25 protein-coding genes are annotated in these 21,277 nt (G+C 38.2%); 24 read left to right on the top strand and 1 reads right to left on the bottom strand.

Going from position 1 to position 21,277, the window contains the following annotated elements; genetic code table 11:
* Positions 1-32: 32 nt before the first annotated feature.
* Positions 33-1,166 carry a glycerate kinase gene (locus N784_RS09890; protein WP_036834559.1) on the top strand — a complete coding sequence of 378 codons (1,134 nt, stop codon included), beginning with the start codon at positions 33-35 and terminating at the stop codon, positions 1,164-1,166.
* Positions 1,167-1,175: 9 nt separating this feature from the next.
* On the opposite strand, the gene N784_RS09885 is transcribed toward N784_RS09890, so the two are convergent.
* Entirely contained in the window at positions 1,176-1,811 is a 636-nt protein-coding gene (locus N784_RS09885) for a YigZ family protein (RefSeq protein WP_036834558.1), read from the bottom strand.
* A 188-nt stretch (positions 1,812-1,999) separates the two neighbouring features.
* Here N784_RS09885 and N784_RS09880 point away from each other — a divergent pair, with 188 nt between their 5' ends.
* From N784_RS09880 to N784_RS09770, 23 genes are all read left to right on the top strand, one after another.
* Positions 2,000-3,145, top strand: a complete 1,146-nt coding sequence (locus tag N784_RS09880; RefSeq protein WP_036834556.1) for a sensor histidine kinase — start codon at positions 2,000-2,002, stop codon at positions 3,143-3,145.
* Between the two features lie 175 nt (positions 3,146-3,320).
* A complete protein-coding gene (locus N784_RS09875) occupies positions 3,321-4,007 on the top strand; it encodes a response regulator (protein ID WP_036834555.1) in 687 nt (228 codons plus the stop codon).
* 205 nt (positions 4,008-4,212) lie between these two features.
* Positions 4,213-5,055, top strand: coding sequence for a DegV family protein (locus N784_RS09870; RefSeq protein WP_036834553.1), 843 nt, complete (start codon positions 4,213-4,215; stop codon positions 5,053-5,055).
* 78 nt (positions 5,056-5,133) lie between these two features.
* Entirely contained in the window at positions 5,134-6,537 is a 1,404-nt protein-coding gene (locus N784_RS09865) for a DEAD/DEAH box helicase (RefSeq protein ID WP_036834551.1), read from the top strand.
* 1 nt (position 6,538) lies between these two features.
* A complete protein-coding gene (locus N784_RS09860) occupies positions 6,539-7,210 on the top strand; it encodes a ComF family protein (protein WP_036834548.1) in 672 nt (223 codons plus the stop codon).
* A 72-nt stretch (positions 7,211-7,282) separates the two neighbouring features.
* On the top strand, positions 7,283-7,714 hold the full coding sequence (locus N784_RS09855) for a TIGR03826 family flagellar region protein (RefSeq protein ID WP_036834547.1): 432 nt from the start codon (positions 7,283-7,285) through the stop codon (positions 7,712-7,714).
* 78 nt (positions 7,715-7,792) lie between these two features.
* Positions 7,793-8,050: a flagellar biosynthesis anti-sigma factor FlgM gene (gene flgM, locus N784_RS09850; RefSeq protein ID WP_036834546.1), complete on the top strand. Its 258-nt coding sequence runs from the start codon at positions 7,793-7,795 to the stop codon at positions 8,048-8,050.
* 21 nt (positions 8,051-8,071) lie between these two features.
* Positions 8,072-8,563 carry a flagellar protein FlgN gene (locus tag N784_RS09845; protein ID WP_036834545.1) on the top strand — a complete coding sequence of 164 codons (492 nt, stop codon included), beginning with the start codon at positions 8,072-8,074 and terminating at the stop codon, positions 8,561-8,563.
* 17 nt (positions 8,564-8,580) lie between these two features.
* Positions 8,581-10,128 (top strand): flagellar hook-associated protein FlgK, encoded by a 1,548-nt coding sequence (gene flgK / locus N784_RS09840; RefSeq protein WP_036834542.1) that lies wholly within the window; start codon positions 8,581-8,583, stop codon positions 10,126-10,128.
* An 11-nt stretch (positions 10,129-10,139) separates the two neighbouring features.
* On the top strand, positions 10,140-11,015 hold the full coding sequence (flgL, locus tag N784_RS09835) for a flagellar hook-associated protein FlgL (RefSeq protein ID WP_036834541.1): 876 nt from the start codon (positions 10,140-10,142) through the stop codon (positions 11,013-11,015).
* 54 nt (positions 11,016-11,069) lie between these two features.
* Positions 11,070-11,660 (top strand): DUF6470 family protein, encoded by a 591-nt coding sequence (locus N784_RS09830; protein WP_052127244.1) that lies wholly within the window; start codon positions 11,070-11,072, stop codon positions 11,658-11,660.
* Positions 11,661-11,673: 13 nt separating this feature from the next.
* Complete coding sequence (gene fliW, locus N784_RS09825) at positions 11,674-12,135, top strand: flagellar assembly protein FliW (RefSeq protein WP_052127243.1); 462 nt, start codon at positions 11,674-11,676, stop codon at positions 12,133-12,135.
* Complete coding sequence (gene csrA / locus N784_RS09820; RefSeq protein ID WP_036834537.1) at positions 12,116-12,343, top strand: carbon storage regulator CsrA; 228 nt, start codon at positions 12,116-12,118, stop codon at positions 12,341-12,343. Before fliW ends, csrA begins: the two co-directional genes overlap by 20 nt.
* A 132-nt stretch (positions 12,344-12,475) precedes the next feature.
* Positions 12,476-13,285, top strand: a complete 810-nt coding sequence (locus N784_RS09815; RefSeq protein ID WP_036834535.1) for a flagellin N-terminal helical domain-containing protein — start codon at positions 12,476-12,478, stop codon at positions 13,283-13,285.
* A 104-nt stretch (positions 13,286-13,389) separates the two neighbouring features.
* Complete coding sequence (locus N784_RS09810) at positions 13,390-15,108, top strand: motility associated factor glycosyltransferase family protein (RefSeq protein ID WP_198134417.1); 1,719 nt, start codon at positions 13,390-13,392, stop codon at positions 15,106-15,108.
* Between the two features lie 200 nt (positions 15,109-15,308).
* Entirely contained in the window at positions 15,309-15,671 is a 363-nt protein-coding gene (gene flaG / locus N784_RS09805; protein ID WP_036834631.1) for a flagellar protein FlaG, read from the top strand.
* A 15-nt stretch (positions 15,672-15,686) separates the two neighbouring features.
* Positions 15,687-17,159, top strand: coding sequence for a flagellar hook-associated protein 2 (locus N784_RS09800; protein WP_036834531.1), 1,473 nt, complete (start codon positions 15,687-15,689; stop codon positions 17,157-17,159).
* A gap of 17 nt (positions 17,160-17,176) precedes the next feature.
* Complete coding sequence (gene fliS, locus N784_RS09795) at positions 17,177-17,575, top strand: flagellar export chaperone FliS (protein ID WP_036834530.1); 399 nt, start codon at positions 17,177-17,179, stop codon at positions 17,573-17,575.
* Complete coding sequence (locus N784_RS09790) at positions 17,575-17,928, top strand: hypothetical protein (RefSeq protein ID WP_036834529.1); 354 nt, start codon at positions 17,575-17,577, stop codon at positions 17,926-17,928. Before fliS ends, N784_RS09790 begins: the two co-directional genes overlap by 1 nt.
* 9 nt (positions 17,929-17,937) lie before the next feature.
* Positions 17,938-18,324: a hypothetical protein gene (locus N784_RS09785; protein WP_036834528.1), complete on the top strand. Its 387-nt coding sequence runs from the start codon at positions 17,938-17,940 to the stop codon at positions 18,322-18,324.
* Between the two features lie 82 nt (positions 18,325-18,406).
* Positions 18,407-19,387, top strand: a complete 981-nt coding sequence (locus N784_RS09780; protein WP_036834527.1) for an NAD-dependent 4,6-dehydratase LegB — start codon at positions 18,407-18,409, stop codon at positions 19,385-19,387.
* A 10-nt stretch (positions 19,388-19,397) separates the two neighbouring features.
* Positions 19,398-20,588, top strand: a complete 1,191-nt coding sequence (locus N784_RS09775) for a LegC family aminotransferase (RefSeq protein WP_036834525.1) — start codon at positions 19,398-19,400, stop codon at positions 20,586-20,588.
* Complete coding sequence (locus N784_RS09770; RefSeq protein WP_052127242.1) at positions 20,581-21,270, top strand: sugar phosphate nucleotidyltransferase; 690 nt, start codon at positions 20,581-20,583, stop codon at positions 21,268-21,270. The genes N784_RS09775 and N784_RS09770 overlap by 8 nt, the downstream gene beginning before the upstream one ends.
* The last annotated feature ends 7 nt before the right edge of the window (positions 21,271-21,277 follow it).

The following is a 21,277-nucleotide window of genomic DNA, read 5'->3' as shown; positions in this document are numbered from 1 at the left end:
AAGAAGCGCTATGAAAGATTGGAGGGAATGGATTGCATATTGTTTTAGCTCCTGACTCTTATAAGGGAAGTTTATCATCGATTCAAGTTTGCGAGCAAATGAAGAAAGCCATTCATGCCGGTAATCCAAACGATATCGTTGTGTGTAAGCCGATGGCAGATGGAGGAGAAGGAACCCTCGAAAGTATGTTGTATAGTGCAGGTGGCGAGAAAGTATATGTATCTTGTACAGGTCCATTAGGGGAAAAACGCACGAGCTGGTATGTCTTGTTACGAGACGGAACAGCTGTAATAGAGTGTGCCAATGTTGCTGGCCTGCTCCTGGTTCCTGCATCACATCGTCATCCGGATCACGTGACAACTTATGGTATTGGAGAAATGATCGCTCATGCACTGGATTCAGGGTGTACGAATCTTATGATTACCCTTGGTGGTAGCTCTAGTAATGATGGTGGCTTAGGTATGCTACAAGCTTTAGGAATGCAAGCATACGATTGTAAAGGAGATGAAGTGGGCATTTATGGAGTGGATCTCTTTGATGTGCAAACGGTTGATTTCTCCCGCCTCCATGAGAAGTTACATCAATCGGTAATCTATATTGCTTCTGATGTTGAGAACCCACTAACAGGACCTAAAGGAGCAAGCTATGTGTACGGCCCGCAAAAAGGAGCCACCAGCGAGCAAGTGCGTAGGTATGATGAAGCGTTGGCGCACTATGGTGCATGTGTTGAGGCGAAATGCAGCCAATCACTAATGATGCAGCCTGGAGCAGGAGCGGCAGGAGGACTTGGCTTTGCCTTAATGGTGTTAGGTGGAGAAATTCGTTCTGGAGCCAACCTTGTCGCTGAAATGATTGGATTAAAAGAGGCGATTGAAGATGCAGATGTGGTGATTACTGGAGAAGGACAAAGTGATGATCAGACAGCTTATGGAAAAGCGCCCAGTTATGTAGCGGAACTGGCTCGTGAACACAACGTTCCCACAATCCTTTTATCTGGAAGTCTTGCAGGTGATCGTACGAAGTTGAATGACCGATTTACAGCCTGTTTTTCTATCGTTCCAGGCCCGGCTACGTTAACGGAATGCATGGAGCGAGCAAAGGAATACATCTATCAATCTACCTATCAAGTGAGAAATATATGGAGTTGCAAAAAGGACAGGGATTAGCGACCTGTCCTATTGCATGAGTTCTTCCATATAAGAAACGTCGCCTTGGGTAATCTCTACTTGGCTATTCGTTAAGTTAATCATCCAATCCGTAAACGACTGCTCCTTTCCTTCCTCTACATATACATGGAGATGAACGTTCTCTACATAGTCAATATGCTGTATTTGGTACGTACTCGCACGAAGTTCATTTTCTAATTTACCTAACAACGTGTAATCAGCAGTAACGGTCATCGTGCGCATCAGTTGCCGCTTCACAATACCAGTAGTAGCAAGTGCTTCTGACGTGGCATTCGAATAAGCGCGAATAAGCCCACCTGCCCCTAATTTAATTCCTCCAAAGTAACGGGTAATCACAACAACGGTGTCTTTCAATTCCTTTTGTTTAAGTACATTTAAAATAGGTACTCCTGCAGTTCCGCTCGGCTCGCCGTCGTCGTGGGCTTTCTGAATTTGATCATGTTCCCCGATTATATAGGCAGAGCAATTGTGGGTTGCATCGTAATGTTTCTTCTTTATTTGCTGAATGAAAGCTTTAGCATCTTCCTCTGTTTCCACTCGTTTCACATAGCCGATAAAGCGAGACTTCTGAATAATAAGCTCTCCAGAACCTTCTCCTTTTACGGTAAGATAGTTATTTAACATTGCATTTACCCTCCTAACACTTCATTATAAAGTTAAGAGCATGATACGACAATACGTTCACTAGATAGGGTAGAAGGTTAACTATATCCTTATAATTAGTAAAAAACCTAAAATTACAAACATAAACCCCCTTAATTTACCCCTTTAAGAACGAATAATTATGTGAACATATGGAGGAGGACGTTCATATGTCCCAAAGAAAATCCAATGAGAAAGCACTAGATTCCATTATTAACGAAATGATTGAGACCGTAACAAATAGCAAAGATGAAATATTCCATATTGGTGAACAATCGAGAAATGAACTAGAAGAAACAGTAGCAGAATTACAAGAAACGAAGCGGCTTGTGAAGATGGTCATTGAAGAACGAGACGAATTAGAAGTGAAAGCGAGTCTTTCTCGTAAACGCCTTTCTGAAGTAAGCAAATACTTTGATAAATATTCTGAAGAGGAAGTTCATGAAGTTTATGAACATACTCATCAAATTCAAATGAAATTATCCGTTAAACGTGAGCAAGAAAAACAGTTGCGTGACAAACGAGATGATTTGGAACTTAGGCTACGTCGAATTGAAGATACGCTTAAACGGGCTGAAGCACTTGGTGCAAAAATATCCGTCGTGCTTCATTACTTAAATGAAGACTTTCGTGACGTGTCAGAAAAGCTTGAAGATGCAAGGGAAAAGCAAGCATTCGGTCTGAAAATTATAGAAGCACAAGAAGAAGAGCGGAGGCGGCTATCAAGAGAAATTCATGACGGACCTGCGCAAATGCTAGCAAACGTTATGTTACGATCAGAACTTATTGGACGAATCCATCAAGAAAGAGGACCAGAAGAGGCATTGCAAGAAATTAAGAACGTACGAAAAATGGTGCGCTCGGCCTTGTATGAAGTAAGAAGAATTATTTATGACTTACGTCCAATGGCGTTAGATGATCTAGGTCTAATTCCTACATTAAAGAAGTACGTAGCGAATATAGAAGAGTATAATAATACCGTTGTTTATTTTACCAGTCTAGGAAGCGACAAGCGTCTGCATTCCAAATATGAAGTTGCTTTTTTCCGTTTAGTACAAGAAGCAACGCAAAATGCTATTAAACATGCAGAAGCTAGTAAAATTGACGTCAAAATCGAAATAAATAAAAGCAATGTAACGATTATAGTGAGAGATGATGGGAAAGGTTTCGACTCGACGCAGAAAACTGAAAATTCTTTTGGCATTATTGGTATGAAAGAAAGAGTGGAGATGTTAAGTGGGAAAATAGTTATCGATTCGAAATTAGGTATAGGGACTATGGTGCACATTGAAGTTCCAATAAATGTTTACGAATAGGTATTACTATTTATTCTAATGCCTTTGTTATATAATAAATATAGATGGTTACTTTTTTCAAATAATGGGATTAAATGCTGGGGAACGAGATAAATAGAACAATTTAGTAGGGGATATCTAGAAATCACTCCACATTGTATAAAAGCTAGAGATGGATTTGGGAGGATGCTAATACATGAGTACAAAATTATTATTAATTGATGACCATAAATTATTTCGTGAAGGTGTGAAGCGTATATTAGAGTTTGAACCTTCTTTTGAAGTAGTAGCAGAAGGAGACGACGCTCGTAATATTGTAGAATTAGTGGAACAATCGAATCCAGACGTAGTAGTGATGGATATCAACATGCCAGAAGTAAACGGGGTCGAGGCAACAGCACAACTACTTGAGAAATTTCCACGCTTGAAAGTTATTATTTTATCGATCCACGACGATGAGAATTACGTTATCCACGCATTGAAGTCTGGTGCGCAAGGATACTTATTGAAGGAAATGGATTCTGACACGTTAATTGAGGCGATTAAGGTAGTTGACGAAGGGGGCTCATACCTTCACCCGAAAGTAACGCATAACTTAGTAAGAGAATATCGTCGTCTAACCGAGGACTCAACAAAGAATTCTTCAGAAGTTACTCATACAATTGAATACCGCAAGCCTTTGCACTTATTAACACGTAGAGAATGTGAAGTGTTGCAGTTACTAGCGGACGGCAAGAGTAATCGAGGCGTATCAGAGTCACTTTATATAAGTGAGAAGACGGTGAAAAACCACGTAAGTAATATATTGCAGAAAATGAGCGTAACCGACCGTACACAAGCCGTTGTAACAGCGATTAAGAAAGGCTGGGTAAAAGTATTATAAAAGTAAGCAATCATGCTCTAGGAAGAGAAATCTTTCTAGAGCATGATTTGTGTATCCTTCAAAAAAATTCCCACCACTTCTAAATAAACCGAAATAGCATGATGCAAAGTTTCCACAATTACTGTAAAATAAAAAAAGAGTTTAACCACCTACAATCCACATCGTATATATAGATTCGAAAAGTAGAAATAAGGAGAAAGATATAATGAAAACAGCAATTTTAACGGACAGTACGGCTTACATTCCGCAAGAAGTCCGGGAGCGTTGCCATATCCATATGGTTCCTCTGAGTGTTACTTTTGGGAATGAAACGTATCGAGAAGAAATAGATTTGACATCTGCTGATTTTTATGATATGGTGCGTGGCGCAGATGATTTACCGAAAACGTCACAGCCGTCTATTGGGATAATCACAGAAAAATTAGAGCAACTTTCTCAGAGCTACGATGCCGTTGTAGCCATTCATTTATCTAGTGGTATAAGTGGAACGTACCAATCAACTGTAAGTGCTGGAGAAATGACTGACGATATACAAGTCCACGTATTTGATTCTGAAATTAGTTGCATGGCCCAAGGATTTTACGTATTAGAAGCAGCGGAAATGGCAGAAAACGGCGCAACACCTGAGCAAATTATGCAGCGACTAAAGGAAATGAAACAATCGCTTCGTGCCTATTTCATGGTCGATGATTTAACGCACTTACATCGAGGTGGACGTTTAAGCGGAGCACAGAAAGTAGTTGGCAGTCTCTTACAAGTTAAGCCTGTTCTTCACTTTGTCGATACAAAGATTGTTCCATACGAAAAAATACGCACAAGTAAAAAAGCCTTGAAGCGTGTAAAAGGTCTACTTGAAGAAGTAGCGGCAGAAGGTAAGCCAATGAAGGCGACTATCATACATGCCAATCGGGAAGAAGACGCAGAGAAATTGATGGCTGAATTGCAAGCATCTTATCCACATGTGGAGTTTGTAATAAGCTATTTCGGACCAGTTATTGGGACACACCTCGGTGAAGGAGCCCTAGGCATCGGCTGGTATCAAAAATAACCTCATCATAGAACGTCATGCATTCCCCGTAGCGTTGCATGGCGTTTCATTATAAGAGTAAATAAAGGAGTTATCCACATGTTATCCTCATTTACCCCCTCTTTCGATTGGATTCCCTCTACGTTATTAACGTCTGAACGATCAGAAGCGAAGCAATTAGCTGGCAGGCTTTGGCTAGAACATCAGCTTCCTTTAACACCTAAGCAGAAACATGATTTCCTATCTAACGGCTTGCTCACTACTATACCAGCTATGGAAAAGCATTGGTGGGGATGGGCTTGCCGTAAATGTGGCAACAAAACGCAACGTCATATCGTACCGTGGCCATGTCCATGCGGTAATCCATGTTACTATTGCCGCGTCTGTATTGAAATGGGACGGATTACTTCCTGCACTTCCTTGTGGCTGTGGACAGGTGGCCAACCAGTATGGTCGAAAGTTGCAAACGCTTGCACTTGGAAAGGGACGTTAAGTCGTTATCAACAACAAGGTGCAGAAGCGATTGTACAAGCGATAACGGAAAAGCGGTCTCAGCTCGTGTGGGCAGTGTGTGGAGCTGGTAAGACAGAAATGCTGTTTCCTGGATTAGAACACGCATTTTCGCTTGGATTACGCGTCTGTCTTGCTACCCCTAGAGCAGATGTCGTCCGTGAATTAAAACCTAGGCTACAAGCTGCTTTTCCACATGTGGATATCGTCGCCTTGTATGGTGGAACTGAGGATGTGGATAAAGGAGCGTTGTTCGTCATTGCGACCACACATCAATTAATGAAGTACGCAGATGCTTTTGATGTCATGATTATAGATGAAGTGGATGCTTTCCCGTACCATGCTGATCGCAATTTGCAACATGTAGCCAAAAGAGCGCAGCGCCCAGATTCTGCCCTTTTGTACTTAACGGCCACTCCAAGATGGAAAATGAAGCTGTTATCCTCCTTCAACAAGCTCCCCACCGTTTTCGTTCCTCAACGTTATCATGGTTTTCCGTTACCTGTCCCACAATTCATGAATAGTTTTGATACAGAAAAAGCCATTGTCAACGGTCAACTACCTTTCTCTTTTCGAAAATGGATTATCACTAAGCGCGAGAAGCAGCGGCGTGTCATTGTATTTGTACCAACCATCAACATGGCAGAGCAATTAGCGCCGTTACTACATGAAGCGATTTTCGTCCACAGTGAAGACCCTGAGCGAGAACAGAAAGTTGCTGATTTCCGTAACGAGAAGTTCAATTTGCTCATTGCAACGACGATATTGGAGCGCGGAGTAACTTTTCCTTCTATTGATGTAGCCGTTCTTCACGCTGGTCATCACGTATTTGATGAAGCGGCATTGATTCAAATTGCTGGACGAGCTGGCCGGAGTGCGCAAGACCCAGATGGTGATGTCGTCTTTTTCCATCAGGGCAAGACGGAAGCAATGCTAGCGGCCAAAAGTGAAATAGAGGCGATGAACATTCGAGCTCGTAAAGGAGGGAACTAGCATGCATTGTTTATGGTGTGATGAAGAGCTCATACCAAATGTTGTATGGTCCACATTTCTAGCTCCAGTGAAGAAAAGAGTGCTGTGCGAATTATGTGAAAGTCAATTCGAACGGATTAAAGGAGCAACGTGCAAACAATGTTATCGGCCGATGGAGAAAAAAGGAGTATGCATCGATTGTCAACGCTGGAATGAAAATGGTGCTAGCTTGAAGCGCAATGTTTCTGTATATTCGTACAATGACTGGATGAAGGAAGTAGTGGCAAAGTGGAAGTTTCGAGGGGATTATGTGCTAGGCAACGTATTTGAGGAGAAAGCGAGCGAGGTTTTTTCTGCTTACTATAAAGCAACAGAAGTGGTGCTAGTCCCTATTCCGTTAAGTGAAGAGCGGTTAGCAGAGCGAGGATTTAATCAAGCGTTAATGATTGCGCAGATGTTACATGCTCCAATTGAACAACCTTTACAACGCATCCGTTCGGAAAAACAATCAAAAAAATCTCGCCAACAACGAATGAATCAAGCGAACCCATTTGAACAACCTTCCCCTTTTTACAAGCCTGTCGTACTAATCGACGACATATACACGACAGGTCGAACGTTACAATTTGCAGCGGAAACCTTGCAGCAAAACGGTTGTCCTCATGTAGAAGCATTTACATTGATCCGTGGATAATATCGCTTTAAACAAATGACCTATTTTGTCGATATATACATTATAGATATAGAGGTATAGGAGGAAGAAACTATGGGTGAAATAGCAAATTGTCCGAACTGTAATGTGTTATTTGTGAAGGGAATCAAGTCTGTTTGTGATGCGTGTTATCAAGAGGAAGAGGCTATGTTCGATAAGGTGTATACGTTTATTCGCAAAAAAGAAAATCGTATGGCCACCATTGATGAAGTAGTGGAAGCGACAGGAGTTAGTCGAGATGTTATTATGAAATTTGTCAATGAGAAGCGGCTCCATACAGGGAATTTCCCTAATTTAACGTATCCATGCTATAAATGCGGTGGACCAATTAAGGAAGGTAAGCTGTGCCGATCATGTACGAATGAAATAAAATCTGATTTACAACGAGAGAAAGAAATTGAAGAAGTCCATAAAGCGAATAAAGAAAGCGAGCATAGACAAAACACGTATTATTCAGGAATCTCTTCAAGGAACAGACACAATTAATTAAACTTTTCTTTACAATTTCCGATAATAGAGGTAGAAGAAACGGTGAAACATTATACGAGAGAGTAGGTGAAAGACATGAAAGTAAGCGGACCAGGCCACACCAATTTAAATCCCTATCAAAAGCAACTGCAACAACAGCAGCGCATGAAGCAAGCGCCCTCTATTAACGATAAAGTGGAGATATCGAATAAGGCAAAGCATTTACAACAATCCAATAAAGTACAAGAAGCACGGCAGCATCGCATTGAGCAATTGAAACAACAAGTGCAATCCGGTGAATATCATGTAGATGCGAAGAAAACAGCAAAGAACATGATTTCATTTTGGAAGTAATTCTAAAGGAGGGCATATAGCATGTCCATACCATCTATCATAGCTACATTGGATAAGCTATACACGTTGCACGAACAATTCTATCGTTTATCGAAAGAGAAGACGACCCTTTTGCAAGGAGACGATACGACAGCATTGCAACCTCTTCTTGTGAAAGAGCGCAAGTATATACAAGCCATTACACAAATAGAACAGAAACGTCAGCAGCTCGTCGAAGAATGGTTATCTTCACAAGAATTATCTAATGAAGAGCCAACCTTGACGACGCTCCTTACATATGTAAAAGGCGAGGAAAATGAACTTTTGCAGCAGTTTTATGATCGTTTCGTTCCCCTCATTGCTGAAATTAAACAACAGGAACAATTAAATCAAGAAATAACAAGGCAGTCCTTGCAATATATAGAGCTTTCGTTAAATTTATTGCAACCAACTATGAAGAATTTAAATTATAGCAATCAACGAAACAGCGCGTCTGAAGCACCGAAGACGTCTGTATTCGATTCCAAAGCGTAAGGAGAGGGAGTTAGGAGATGTCAACTTTTCAAGGCTTAGAAATATCGATACGAGGTATGTACGCCCAACAATCTGCTTTATATACGACTGGACATAACATATCAAACGCAAACACATATGGATATTCAAGACAACGTGTGAACTTTGAGCAAACAGGACCATATCCTCCGGCATCACGCAACCGTCCGCAAATTCCAGGACAAGTCGGTTCCGGTGTAGAGATTGGATCGGTACAACGTGTACGTGATCAGTTTCTTGATGAGCAATACCGATTAGAGAACTCTAAAGTAGGGTACTATCATACCAGATCAGAAGGGCTTATAAAAATGGAAGAGGTAATGAATGAGCCTTCTGACTTCGGACTATCAAAAACGATGGATGAGTTCTGGAAGGCGTGGCAGGACTTAGCCAATAACCCAGAGGATGCTGGAGCTAGAGCGCAAGTGAAGCAGCGTGGGATTGCAGTAGCGGAAACGTTTAATTTTTTATACGGCTCCTTAACTTCAATCCGAAATGACTATAAAAATGAACTAGAAGTTGCTCAAAACGAAATAAATTCTTTAGCAAAACAAATTCATGAAGTAAATAAAGAAATATCTGAAGTAGAAGCACACGGATATGTGCCGAATGATTTATATGATGAGCGAGATCGCTTAGTAGACAAGTTGTCGGATTACGGCAATATAAAAGTAACGGAAACGCAAACGAGTGATAAAGCCTCCGCCATAACGGAAGGTACGTACACAGTAGAATTTGTGGATGCAGAAGGGAATCCTATTTTTACTGATGCAGAAGGAAATGGTATTCCGCTTGTTGATGGAACAAACGGCTATAATGAATTATCCATTAATATGGATGGAAATGAGGATTCTGTTCGTACATTGGAGCTTGGCGGAAGTTCAGTGCAGGCTCAACATTTCGCTTCAGAAGGTAAGTTACTAGGGCTGATGGAGACGTATGGTATGGATGTGGACGGAGAAGCGGTAGGTACATATCCAGATATGATGGATGAACTTGATACAATGGCGTATACATTCGCTAAGGCATTTAATGAAGTGCATCGTGGTGGATATGGCCTAAATGAAATACAAAATGGTGCAGATGAAGAGATTAACTTCTTTGACGAGCCAGATGATGTAGAAGGATTTGCTGATCGCATACGAGTGTCTGATGACATTATAGACGACCCGAATAACATTGCGGCAGCAGCTTCCATGAATTCGGGTGATGGTGGTAACGCACAACTGTTAGCAGATGTCCGCAACGAGAAACTAGATTATGACGGCGATGGCGAACCAGATTCGACATTTGATAGCTATTACCAAGGCGTTATTGGTGAAATGGGAATTCAATCTTCTGAGGCACAACGCTTACGACATAACTCTGAGACGCTAAGGTTATCGGCAGGTACTCGTCGCCAATCTGTTAGCGGCGTATCTTTAGATGAAGAAATGTCTAACATGATTAAGTTCCAGCACGCGTATAACGCAGCGGCTCGTAATTTAACAACGATTGATGAAACATTAGATAAGATTATTAACGGCATGGGCCGCGTAGGAAGGTAGGGGAATAAGCCATGCGTGTAACACAGAATATGTTATCCAACAACATGCTTCGAAATATGAATAATAGTTATGCGAAGATGAATCAATACCAAATGCAGCTTGCAACTGGTAAGAAAATCAACAAACCATCCGACGATCCTGTGTCAGCTATGCAAGCGATGAATTATCGCTCGAATCTATCCGGTGTCGAGCAATATGAACGGAACATTGGTGAAGTGCATAAATGGATGGACAGCACGGATGCGGCATTAGATGAAGCGACACAAACGATTCAACGATTAAACGAATTAGCAGTGCAAGCGAGTAATGGTACGTATGAGCAAGATCAGCTAGACAATATAGCGGAAGAGGTACGTCAATTAAAGGATCACTTAAAGGATATTGGTAATACACAAATCAACGGGAAGTACATTTTTAACGGTAATGATACGATGAATAAACCGATTACGGAAAACCCTGACCTTCAAGTTTCGGATAACTCTGAAGCTGTTACGATTGAAGTATCTGATGGTATTGAAATGCAAGTCAACACAGATCCTACTATCGTGTTCGGAGAGGATTTATTCAAAGATATTGATACGTTCATCGGTCGTCTAGAAGGGACTGGAGAAGGAAACATTGATGAATCCATTGCAGATTTACAAGAGCATAAGGATAACTTCGTCAATGCTCGTGCTGACCTTGGTGCCCGTATGAATCGAGTAGAACTTATGGAGAAACGCGTTAGCTTAAATGAAGTAACAGCAACGAAGAATTTATCGGGTGCTGAAGATGCGGACATCACTAAAGTTATTATGAATTTAAAAATTCAAGAAAGTGTCCATCGGGCAACATTGAGTGCTGGCTCTAGAATCATTCAACCTACATTAGTCGATTTTCTACGATAAGCTATCTGATTAAACAGGTAGCTTTTTCTTTCCTAGTAGAGAGGAGGAAGAAGTATGAATTTTCCACAAATGCAAATACGTACGACTGATGCGAAACTCGGTTTACAAACTCGAAATGCTACATTGAAAATGGAACAACCACAAGCGGAGATGCGTATCGAGCAGCCGCAAGCTGATCAATCGATGAAGCAACACCCATCCAAGTTAACGATTGATCAAACGAATGCGTGGCACAATCTTGACCTGAAAGGGATATTAAAACGTTCAGAGGATTTTGCTGCTTTTGGTAAACAAAGTGTACTTGAAGGAATTGCTAAAGATGCTCAAGAAGGCGATGAGTTAATGCGAATTGAAAACGGCGGGAACCCGATTGCTAATCAAGCAGAGCGCAATAGCATTTTGCGTTTCGATATGCAACCTGGTGGCATACCTGTACATAAACTTGTGTCTATTCAGTATGAACCAGGAAGTGCGGAAATCCATACGGAGCCGAACAAACCTGTAATTGAAATAACACCTCAACAGCCGAGATTGACATATGAACGTGGGAATGTATTCATGCAAATGGAACAATATCCATCCGTTGAGCTTGACGTCAAAGGTTTAACATTTAAAGGAACACAAGGATTTGAAATAACGATTTAGAAAGGATGGTATTATGCAAATTGAAACGAAATTATTCGGTCAAGTAGAAATAAACGAAGATGACGTATTTCACTTTTCGAGCGGATTACCAGGCTTTGAACAAGAACAGCAGTTTATTCTATTGCCGATTGACGAAGCGGGAATTTACCAATCGATGCAATCTGTGCAAAATGCGAATGTAGCCTTAATCGTGACGAATCCATATGTTTTCTTTAAGGATTACGAGTTTACCATTGATGCTAGTACGTTAAATTCGTTAGAAATTGAAACGAAGCAGCAAGTGACCGTATTCACCGTTTTAACACTACAAGACCCATTTGCGAGCACAACTGCCAATTTACAAGCACCTATCATCGTGAACCATACGAACAACAAAGGGAAGCAAATGATTTTAACTGACACCCTCTACACAACGAAGCACCCTATTATGCCGAATGGAAAGGATGTGCATGCTGATGCTCATTCTCAATCGTAAAGTAAACGAATCCATTCAAATTGGCGATCATATCGAAATTAAAGTAGTCGCTGTTGAAGGCGAACAAGTAAAGATAGGTATCGATGCGCCGAAAGACATCGACATCTATCGCAAAGAAATATACAAGAAAATTGAACAAGAAAACCAAGCGGCTACTACTGTGTCAAATGATCTAGTAAATCTATTAAAAAAAACAAAAAAAGACTAAACAATCCGCTCCAATAACCGATATTACAACTAGAAGCCAAGTTTATAAGGCGGCCGACTTATAAATGTTTGGCTAAATACTTACATAGGTTCATATGGACGTGAACCTGATTATTCAAGGAGGAATAGGAATATGATTATTAATCACAATATTGCGGCTCTTAACACTCACCGCCAACTTTCTGCAGCAAACAACATGCAAAGTAAATCTATGGAAAAGCTTTCTTCTGGTCTACGTATTAACAAAGCAGCGGATGATGCAGCTGGTCTTGCAATCTCTGAGAAAATGCGCGGACAAATCCGTGGTTTGGATCAAGCTCAACGTAATGCTCAAGATGGTATTTCTTTAATCCAAACTGCTGAAGGTGCGCTAAACGAAAGTGAAGCAATCCTACAACGTATGCGTGAGCTTTCTGTACAATCTGCCAACGATACGAACACTGATGAGGACCGTGCAGAGTTACAGAAAGAGATTACAGCACTAAACGAAGAATTGACTCGTATCGGTGAGAATACTGAATTTAACACGAAAAACTTACTTGATGGTTCATTCTCTGGTAAATTCCATATCGGTGCTAACATAGGACAAAATATGTCTGTAACTATTTCAACTATGACAGCGTCTGGTTTAGGTGTAGATGGAATTGACATTGGTTCACAAACAGGTGCTAACGCTGCGCTTTCTAATTTAGATGCTGCAATTAGCAATGTATCTTCTGAGCGTGCTAGCTTAGGTGCTGTTCAAAACCGCCTAGAGCATACAATTAACAACCTTGGTACATCTTCTGAGAACCTAACTGCTGCGGAATCTCGTGTTCGTGACGTAGATATGGCGAAAGAAATGATGGAACAAACGAAGTCTTCTATCTTGGCTCAAGCTTCTCAAGCTATGCTTGCTAAAGCGAACCAACAGCCACAAGGCGTACTTCAATTATTACGTTAATTTAAACAAAATATCGTATTTTCTCTTAGGAGGAATACATCTATAAAATAGAGCTGGTATTGTATACCAGCTCTATTCATACTATTTTAAGAAAGGTAACTTATATGCCATACACAATAGCAAGAGAAGTTAATCAAGAAGGAAATATTATTAACGTTTTTTCTGATTATAAGAAGCGTGTGCCGCTAAATTCTATCTCAAATAGCGTTTCTGAAATGGATCAATTTTTGTATCCCCATAGAGAACAAGTGAAAGTAATGATTGTGCTAGGCATCGGAAATGGTGAAATTGTAAAAAATTTCATTAATAATCCATCAAAAATTATACATATGATCATTATTGAACCTTACAGTGAAGTGGTAATAGGTGATGAAATAAAAGCAATGCTTGTCCATGCTAATCATATTACTGTTTTACAGTCCAAGGATCGAGAAGTACCTATATTAGACTTTCAATCTATATTGGCTAAGTTTATTGGGGTAGATATAGAATTACATATTCATCCAAACTATGAGAAAACCGACCTTGATTTCTTGAAAGAAGTCATATCACAGTTGAAGAACGGCTTACGAATATTAAAGATGAACCAAAATACACAGCAGTTATTTCAAAAAGACTGGTTAATAGAACCATTACTAAATTTAAAGTATAGCTATTCTTTATCTTTATTTGAAGAATTTAAAGATAAGTTTAAAGGTCAACGAGGAGTGCTTGTATCTGCCGGACCTTCCGCTTCAAAATTAATTCCAGAAATTAAAGAGTTGCAAAAAGGTGCTCATGTGTTTGCTGTAGGATCTGTAATGAAATTGCTTTTAAAAAATGATATTACGCCAGACTTTGTGACCAGCTTTGATTCAGCTGACATTAATTACGAAGCGCATTTTAAAGAGTATTCATATAATGGTAAGTTAATTGTTGGAAGTATTGTGAATTCAAATATATTAAAATACCATACTGGAGATGCTATATTGGTTCCTGAGTCTGTAGAAGGTATTACGAGTAAAGCAAGACCTGATTTGAACACATTTTATTCTGGTCCTTCTGTAGCGGTTTTTACTCTACAAGTTATGTATTATTTAGGGTTTTCGGAAATCTACTTAATAGGACAAGATTTAGCGCTAGAAAATAATCAGTATTATGCGGATGAGGCTGCTGAAGGCGAGTTTGTGGATAAAAATAATAAAAACATAGATTTATATATCGATAACAATGCTGGTGGTAAGTCAGGAACGACGTATCCATTATATTCCTTTTTGCAAAGCTTTAATCAGTTAGTAAAATTATTTGATTTAAATAAAGTACGTGTATATAATCTGGCGAAATACGGTGCGAAAATTGATCATGTTCCTTATATATCATACGAGGAAATTAAAGTGAGAACTCAAAGAGAAGAAGTAGCTCTTAACTTAAATCCTAAAGTTGTAACTTCTGAAGCGCTTAATGAAATATCGATTATTGTGAAAGAGCTAGATGAGTTACACAATGAACTTCGACGAATTAAAGCTCAATTAGTTCGCTTTAGTAAAAATGATTATATATCAGATGGTAAGCTTATCGAGATGCTTGAAATGTTAAAGGCAATTCGATCAATGCCTATTTTGGAAGATGTGATTTTAAACCAAATTTCATTTATCGTGAACCGTATTAATAACGTATTTGAATTTCTATTAGACAAAGAACAATATACAAATGAAGATAAGAAATATATTTTTATAGAGTTCTTTAAGTTAATTCAAATAATAATAGAACATGTCGAATTAATCATGAATGATACTAAATTTATGGAGCTAAGAAAAGAATTAAAAAATGAAGTACATTCGTAACGGAATGATTAATAAAGTATTCCTTATTCCACCTTATATATGGGGCTCTGGAGCATTAATTCCACTGCATACCAGTATATAAGGATTTTTTTATGAATGAATTTAACCAAAAAACATTTTTTTAACCTTATTTCCTTAATAACTCATCATAGGTTCCCGATATAAAATATAAACAGGGCTGATGAGAGGGGTTAATGGCAGTGGACATAGGAAAAATGTTATCTGGGTCACACCTCCTGCAGCGTGCTGATCACATTATTGTTTCAACAGCAGAGGCAATGAATGATGATCACTCGTTTGTGAAAGAGAAGAAAGAAGTAACCAATGAAAAGGGTATAAATAAAGAAGAGGCTCGCTCCATTGTGGATAGCCTGAATAATTTTTTGAAACCTTCATTGTCAGAAATTCGGTTTGAGTTCCATGATAAGTTAGAGGAATATTATGTAACAATTATTGACTCTAATACAGAAGAAATTATTAAAGAAATCCCACCTAAGAAAATGCTAGATTTGTATGCATCCATGGCAGAATTAATGGGATTTTTAGTCGATAAGAAAATATAAAGGTGGTGGCGTGTGATGCGCGTTGGTGGATTAGCAACAGGAATGGATATTGATAGTATTGTTAAGGATTTAATGACAGCAGAGCGAATTCCTTTGGATAAAATGGAGCAAGAGAAAACGTATTTAACGTGGCAACGAAATGCCTATAGAGAAGTAAATAAACAGCTGGCAGAACTTGAGAAATTAGCGATGGAAATGAAATATCAATCCTCATATAACAATAAGATAGCAAGTTCTTCGAATCCAGAATCAGTTACTGTTAATGCAAACTCAAATGCTGGAAATGGAAACTATAGCATTCATGTAACTCAACTTGCTACACAAGCATATCGAGTGAGTGATGGATCTATTTCAGGGACTACAAAGATTGATCCAGACGGTAAGTTAAGTGAACAAGATTTTGCTAATGGCTTTAGTGAAGGTTCATTTACTATAAAAACGCATACGAAGGACGGAGAGAAGTCGCATACGTTTGAAATAACTGGTGATAAATCATTGAATGATGTTCTTCAAGAAATGAACAATGCAGATATTGGTGTACGAGTTTTCTATGAAGAGTCATCAGATAAGATTATGATGGAGCGTACAGAAGCAGGTAATTATAATGCTGAAGGTAGCGAAATGACATTTGAAGGCGATAACGTTAACTTTTTAACTAATACGTTACAGCTTGGCAATGAAAATGGTGGCCAAGATGCTAAGTTTACCTATAATGGGGTAATGGAGATTACGTCACATGACAATGAATATACGATAAATGGTATGGAGCTTAAATTGAATAAAGTGACAGCAGACCCAGTTAATATCAACGTAACGAATGATGTTGATGGAGCTGTTGAAGGCATTATGAAGTTTGTAGACACGTATAACAAATTTGTTGAAGAAGTTCAAAAAGGTATTTCTGAGAAGCCAAATAGAGAGTTTAAACCATTAACGGAAGCACAACGAAAAGAAATGGATGAAAAAGAGATAGAACTATGGGAAGAACAGGCTAAAAAGGGTCTTTTATATAATGATCCTATTTTAGGAGGAGCCTTATCTACAATGAGAGTAGAATGGTATGAATCAGTAAAGACTTCTGGTCAATATTCTAATATAACAGAAATAGGTATTACCACATCTTTTGAAAATCGTGATGGAAAACTAGTTGTCGACGAAGAGAAATTACGTTCGGCGCTTACAGAAGATCCAGAATCAGTAACAAAGCTGTTTGTTGGTGAAGGAGAAATAGATGGAATTGCTGATAAATTACAAGATGCGGCATATGACACAATGAAAAAAATTGAACGCAAAGCCGGAAAGCCTTCCATGGTTGATTCTAGTTATTCAATGGGCAGAGAGATGAGAGATTTAAAAGACGAAATGAATGACTTTGAAGGTCGGTTGACAAAAGTTGAAAATCGATATTGGCGTGAGTTCACTGCAATGGAGAAGGCGATTCAACAAATGAATTCCCAATCCATGTATTTAATGCAGCAATTTGGCTAAAGAGGGGCAATGATGGAATGTCAACACAGGTACATGAAAAATATCAAAATAATTCTATTCAAACAGCATCACCGAGCGAGTTAACTTTAATGCTATATAATGGATGCTTGAAATTTATTAAATTAGCAAAAAGAGGAATAGAAGAAGGTAATTATGAATCGAAAAATATGTATATTCAAAAAGCACAAAACATTGTAAGTGAACTAATGATAACAATGGATCCAGAGTATGAAATTACGAAGCAAATAATGCCGCTATATGAATATTTGAATCATCGTTTGTTAGAAGCAAACATGCAAAATGATGTAAAAATTTTAGATGAAGTAGAAGGATTTGTTGTTGAGTTTCGTGATACGTGGAAAGAAGTAATAAAATTAACAAAAAATCAGCAAAAAGGGATAGTTGGTAACGTATAATGGAGCGGTTAAATAGGTTTTACGATATAACACTATCTTTATATCACCTTTTACAAAGGCAACCTGTCGAAGAAGAACGTTTAGAGCATGTGGAAAAAATTCAGCATTTACTAGCTGAACGTGAACAAATATTATTAAATATTAAGCGTCCAGAAACTGAAGAAGGTCAAGTTAAAGGCAAGGAAATCTTGGCTATGGATGAGTATATTAAGAAGAACTTAAATGAGCATTTAAAGTATGTTAAAAGCGAAATAGCTCGTTTAAAGAGGACGAAAACAACTAGTAAGAAATATATTAATCCATATAAAAGCGTAAGTAATTATGATGGAATGTTTCTAGATAAAAAGAAATAGGTGATGTATTTGAATAACCTGACAGCAGAACAACAAATCTTTATAAAACAGTATACGGATCTTTTAGTAACTATAGGAGAAGGTCTAGAGTATATTGAGCGTAATTTAATAAATGATGTATCTCCACAAGTAGATGTGGTATTTTCCGATATTATTTCGGCATTACAACAAATTAATCGAGGAAATCAAACGATCTCAAAGCTATTTACTGATTCGAAAGAGGAGCTAGAGAAACAATTTAATGCATTCCAACAACTGGTTCAATTGATGTCGAGTTGGTTTGAAAAGCAATCAAATCATGACAAAAGGGATTTAATACAGCAACATGTTACACCACAATTTGAGAATTGGCATCATAGTATGAATGCTTTAATTGATCCGTATATAGTTCGTTAAAGTGTACCGTGTCTGTTCTTGGCACGGTTATTTAATTTTAGATTTTGGTGTTCAACTTACAATTTATTATAGGAGCGAGAAGATGGCAAACGTATTAATAACAGGTGCTGATGGATTTATTGGCAGCCACTTAACGGAAGAATTAGTAAAGCAAGGACATACAGTAACAGCTTTTACTTATTACAATTCCTTTAATTCATGGGGATGGCTAGACACACTCCCTAAAGAAATAATGAGTGAAATTGAGGTATTTACAGGTGATGTTAGGGACCCAAATGGAGTAAAAGAAGCTATGAAGGGAGTAGATGAAGTATATCATTTAGCTGCTTTAATCGCTATTCCATTTAGTTATCATTCTCCCGATACGTATGTAGATACAAATATAAAAGGGACTTTAAACGTTCTACAGGCTGCGCGAGATTTAGGTACTTCAAGGTTGTTAATGACGTCTACTTCAGAAGTATATGGAACAGCACAATACGTTCCGATAGATGAACAGCATCCTTTCCAGGGACAATCACCATATTCAGCAACAAAAATCGGCGCTGATCGATTAGCGGAATCTTTCTACAGAAGTTTTAATATGCCTATTACGATTGTAAGACCATTTAACACATACGGTCCACGCCAATCAGCGCGAGCTGTCATACCTACTATTATTACACAATTACTTGCTGGACAAGAGGAGATTAAATTAGGTTCATTAACACCGACAAGAGATTTTAATTTCGTAAAGGACACTGCAAAGGGTTTTATCGAAATAGCTAAATCGACAGGAACTATTGGTGAAGAAATTAATATTGCAACGGAACAAGAAATTTCGATTGGTCAGCTTGCCGAAGAGCTGATTAAGCAAATTAATCCAAATGCTAAAATCGTCTGTGATGAGCAACGACTTAGACCTGAAAATAGTGAAGTGAATAGACTATTAGGTTCTAATAAGAAAATAAAACGTCTAACTGATTGGGAGCCTCAATACTCTTTTGAACAAGGTTTAGCTGAAACAATCGAGTTTTTTAAACATAATTTAGATAAATATAAAACAACCATTTACAACATATAGGAGGAGAACAATGGCACAAAAGTTTATTCCTCTTTCAGTCCCAAATTTAAAGGGAAGAGAATTAGAATATGTAACAAATGCTGTTGAAACAGAGTGGGTATCAACGGGTGGTTCTTATATAAATAAATTTGAAGATAGTATAGCAAGCTATCTTCATCTTGAACAAGCGGTAGCCTGTCAAAGTGGCACAGCAGGGTTACATTTGGCATTAAAATTAAGTGATGTAGGCCCGAATGATGAAGTGATTGTACCTTCATTAACATTTATCGCGGCTGTAAACCCTGTTACATATTGTGGAGCAGATCCTGTTTTTATGGACTGTGATGATACGTTAAACATGGATACCGACAAATTAATTAGATTCGTTGAACAGGAATGTAAGGTAGATAATGGTCAGCTTATAAATAGAAAGACAGGTAAAGGAATTAAAGCCATTTTAGTAGTACATATTTTTGGTAATCTACTAGACATGGAAAGAGTAATGAATGTTGCTCAAAAATATAATATTAAAGTAATTGAAGATGCCACAGAATCCTTAGGCAGCTATTACACTGATGGGAAATATAAGGGTAAATATGCTGGAACTGTTGGCGACTTTGGCGTCTATTCCTTTAATGGTAACAAAATTATTACTACTGGCGGAGGCGGCATGCTAGTAGGAGCTAACCAAAATTTAATGGATAAAGCTAAGTACTTATCCACCCAAGCCAAGGATGATGGGCTGTATTATACACATAATGAAGTTGGTTATAATTATAGAATGACAAATGTACAAGCTGCAATTGGATTAGCGCAGTTAGAACAATTAGAGCAATTCATTGCGGTCAAAGAAAGAAATTATTATTTATATCAAGAAAAAATACAGGACATTCCTGGGTTACGGCTTTTGGAATTTAATTATAGTACTAGGCCTAATTATTGGTTTTATTCATTAATCGTAGACGGAAAGGCCTATGGGATAAAGCGCGATGAATTAATCACTTCCTTGCATAATAAAGGCATTCAAACAAGGCCTATATGGGGATTAATTCATCAACAAAAACCATATAAGAATAATCAAGCATATCAAATAGAAAAAGCAAATTATTATGTAGAAAATGTTATTAATATACCATGCAGTTCAAACCTTACTGAGGAGCAGGTTGATTCAGTAGTAAATTGTTTAACTTCTATACAAGCTAGGAGTGATCATCATGGTTGATGTTGAGCAGCTTATTATACGTGAAGATGTATCAATCAAAGACGCCATAAAAAAAAGAGATGTAACATCAAAGAAAATACTTCTTGTTGCTAATGAAAATCGAACATTGAGCGGAGTCATTACAGATGGTGATTTCAGAAGATGGATACTGAAAAGTGGAGATTTAAATGAGGAAGTATCCAATATTATGAACACGGATCCATACGTGGTTAAATGTGGTGAGGAGAAAAAAGCGTTCGGCATTATGAAAGCTAAATTTATTGATGCCATTCCTGTTGTAGATGACAAAAACAAAGTGAAAGATATAATATTTTGGAATGAAACTATCGACGGTGTATTAAATAGATTTAATAAAATTGATATTCCAGTAGTTATTATGGCTGGTGGAAAAGGAACACGATTATATCCATATACAAAGATTTTACCTAAGCCGCTGGTGCCAATTGGGGATACGCCAATTGTTGAGCGAATCATGAATAGATTTGTCAAATTTGGTGTTATGCAATTCTATATGACGGTTAATTATAAAAAGAATATGATTAAGTCCTACTTCAATGAAGCAGTAAAGCAATATCGATTAGATTTTGTAGAAGAAGATAAACCTTTAGGGACAGGTGGGAGTTTGTCCCTTTTACGTGAAAAGCTATGCACTTCTTTTGGGACTGTCAATATTTTTGTGTAAATGACTT

Source organism: Pontibacillus litoralis JSM 072002, from assembly GCF_000775615.1.
GTDB classification, from domain to species: Bacteria; Bacillota; Bacilli; order Bacillales; family BH030062; genus Pontibacillus; species Pontibacillus litoralis.
The sequence above is the reverse complement of the archived record's forward strand: the minus strand, read 5'-3'. Positions and strand labels throughout refer to the sequence as shown.

Excerpts from the sequence above, each read along its gene's own strand:
- fliS (WP_036834530.1), top strand. The coding sequence starts at position 17,177 with ATGTCAACACAGGTACATGAAAAATATCAAAATAATTCTATTCAAACA.
- N784_RS09815 (WP_036834535.1), top strand. The coding sequence starts at position 12,476 with ATGATTATTAATCACAATATTGCGGCTCTTAACACTCACCGCCAACTT.
- N784_RS09860 (WP_036834548.1), top strand. The coding sequence starts at position 6,539 with ATGCATTGTTTATGGTGTGATGAAGAGCTCATACCAAATGTTGTATGG.
- N784_RS09870 (WP_036834553.1), top strand. The coding sequence starts at position 4,213 with ATGAAAACAGCAATTTTAACGGACAGTACGGCTTACATTCCGCAAGAA.
- N784_RS09775 (WP_036834525.1), top strand. The coding sequence starts at position 19,398 with ATGGCACAAAAGTTTATTCCTCTTTCAGTCCCAAATTTAAAGGGAAGA.
- N784_RS09880 (WP_036834556.1), top strand. The coding sequence starts at position 2,000 with ATGTCCCAAAGAAAATCCAATGAGAAAGCACTAGATTCCATTATTAAC.
- N784_RS09790 (WP_036834529.1), top strand. The coding sequence starts at position 17,575 with ATGGAGCGGTTAAATAGGTTTTACGATATAACACTATCTTTATATCAC.
- N784_RS09845 (WP_036834545.1), top strand. The coding sequence starts at position 8,072 with ATGTCCATACCATCTATCATAGCTACATTGGATAAGCTATACACGTTG.
- flgL (WP_036834541.1), top strand. The coding sequence starts at position 10,140 with ATGCGTGTAACACAGAATATGTTATCCAACAACATGCTTCGAAATATG.
- flgK (WP_036834542.1), top strand. The coding sequence starts at position 8,581 with ATGTCAACTTTTCAAGGCTTAGAAATATCGATACGAGGTATGTACGCC.
- N784_RS09810 (WP_198134417.1), top strand. The coding sequence starts at position 13,390 with ATGCCATACACAATAGCAAGAGAAGTTAATCAAGAAGGAAATATTATT.
- N784_RS09770 (WP_052127242.1), top strand. The coding sequence starts at position 20,581 with ATGGTTGATGTTGAGCAGCTTATTATACGTGAAGATGTATCAATCAAA.
- flgM (WP_036834546.1), top strand. The coding sequence starts at position 7,793 with ATGAAAGTAAGCGGACCAGGCCACACCAATTTAAATCCCTATCAAAAG.
- N784_RS09865 (WP_036834551.1), top strand. The coding sequence starts at position 5,134 with ATGTTATCCTCATTTACCCCCTCTTTCGATTGGATTCCCTCTACGTTA.
- fliW (WP_052127243.1), top strand. The coding sequence starts at position 11,674 with ATGCAAATTGAAACGAAATTATTCGGTCAAGTAGAAATAAACGAAGAT.
- N784_RS09830 (WP_052127244.1), top strand. The coding sequence starts at position 11,070 with ATGAATTTTCCACAAATGCAAATACGTACGACTGATGCGAAACTCGGT.
- N784_RS09855 (WP_036834547.1), top strand. The coding sequence starts at position 7,283 with ATGGGTGAAATAGCAAATTGTCCGAACTGTAATGTGTTATTTGTGAAG.
- N784_RS09800 (WP_036834531.1), top strand. The coding sequence starts at position 15,687 with ATGCGCGTTGGTGGATTAGCAACAGGAATGGATATTGATAGTATTGTT.
- N784_RS09780 (WP_036834527.1), top strand. The coding sequence starts at position 18,407 with ATGGCAAACGTATTAATAACAGGTGCTGATGGATTTATTGGCAGCCAC.
- csrA (WP_036834537.1), top strand. The coding sequence starts at position 12,116 with ATGCTCATTCTCAATCGTAAAGTAAACGAATCCATTCAAATTGGCGAT.
- N784_RS09885 (WP_036834558.1), bottom strand. The coding sequence starts at position 1,811 with ATGTTAAATAACTATCTTACCGTAAAAGGAGAAGGTTCTGGAGAGCTT.
- N784_RS09875 (WP_036834555.1), top strand. The coding sequence starts at position 3,321 with ATGAGTACAAAATTATTATTAATTGATGACCATAAATTATTTCGTGAA.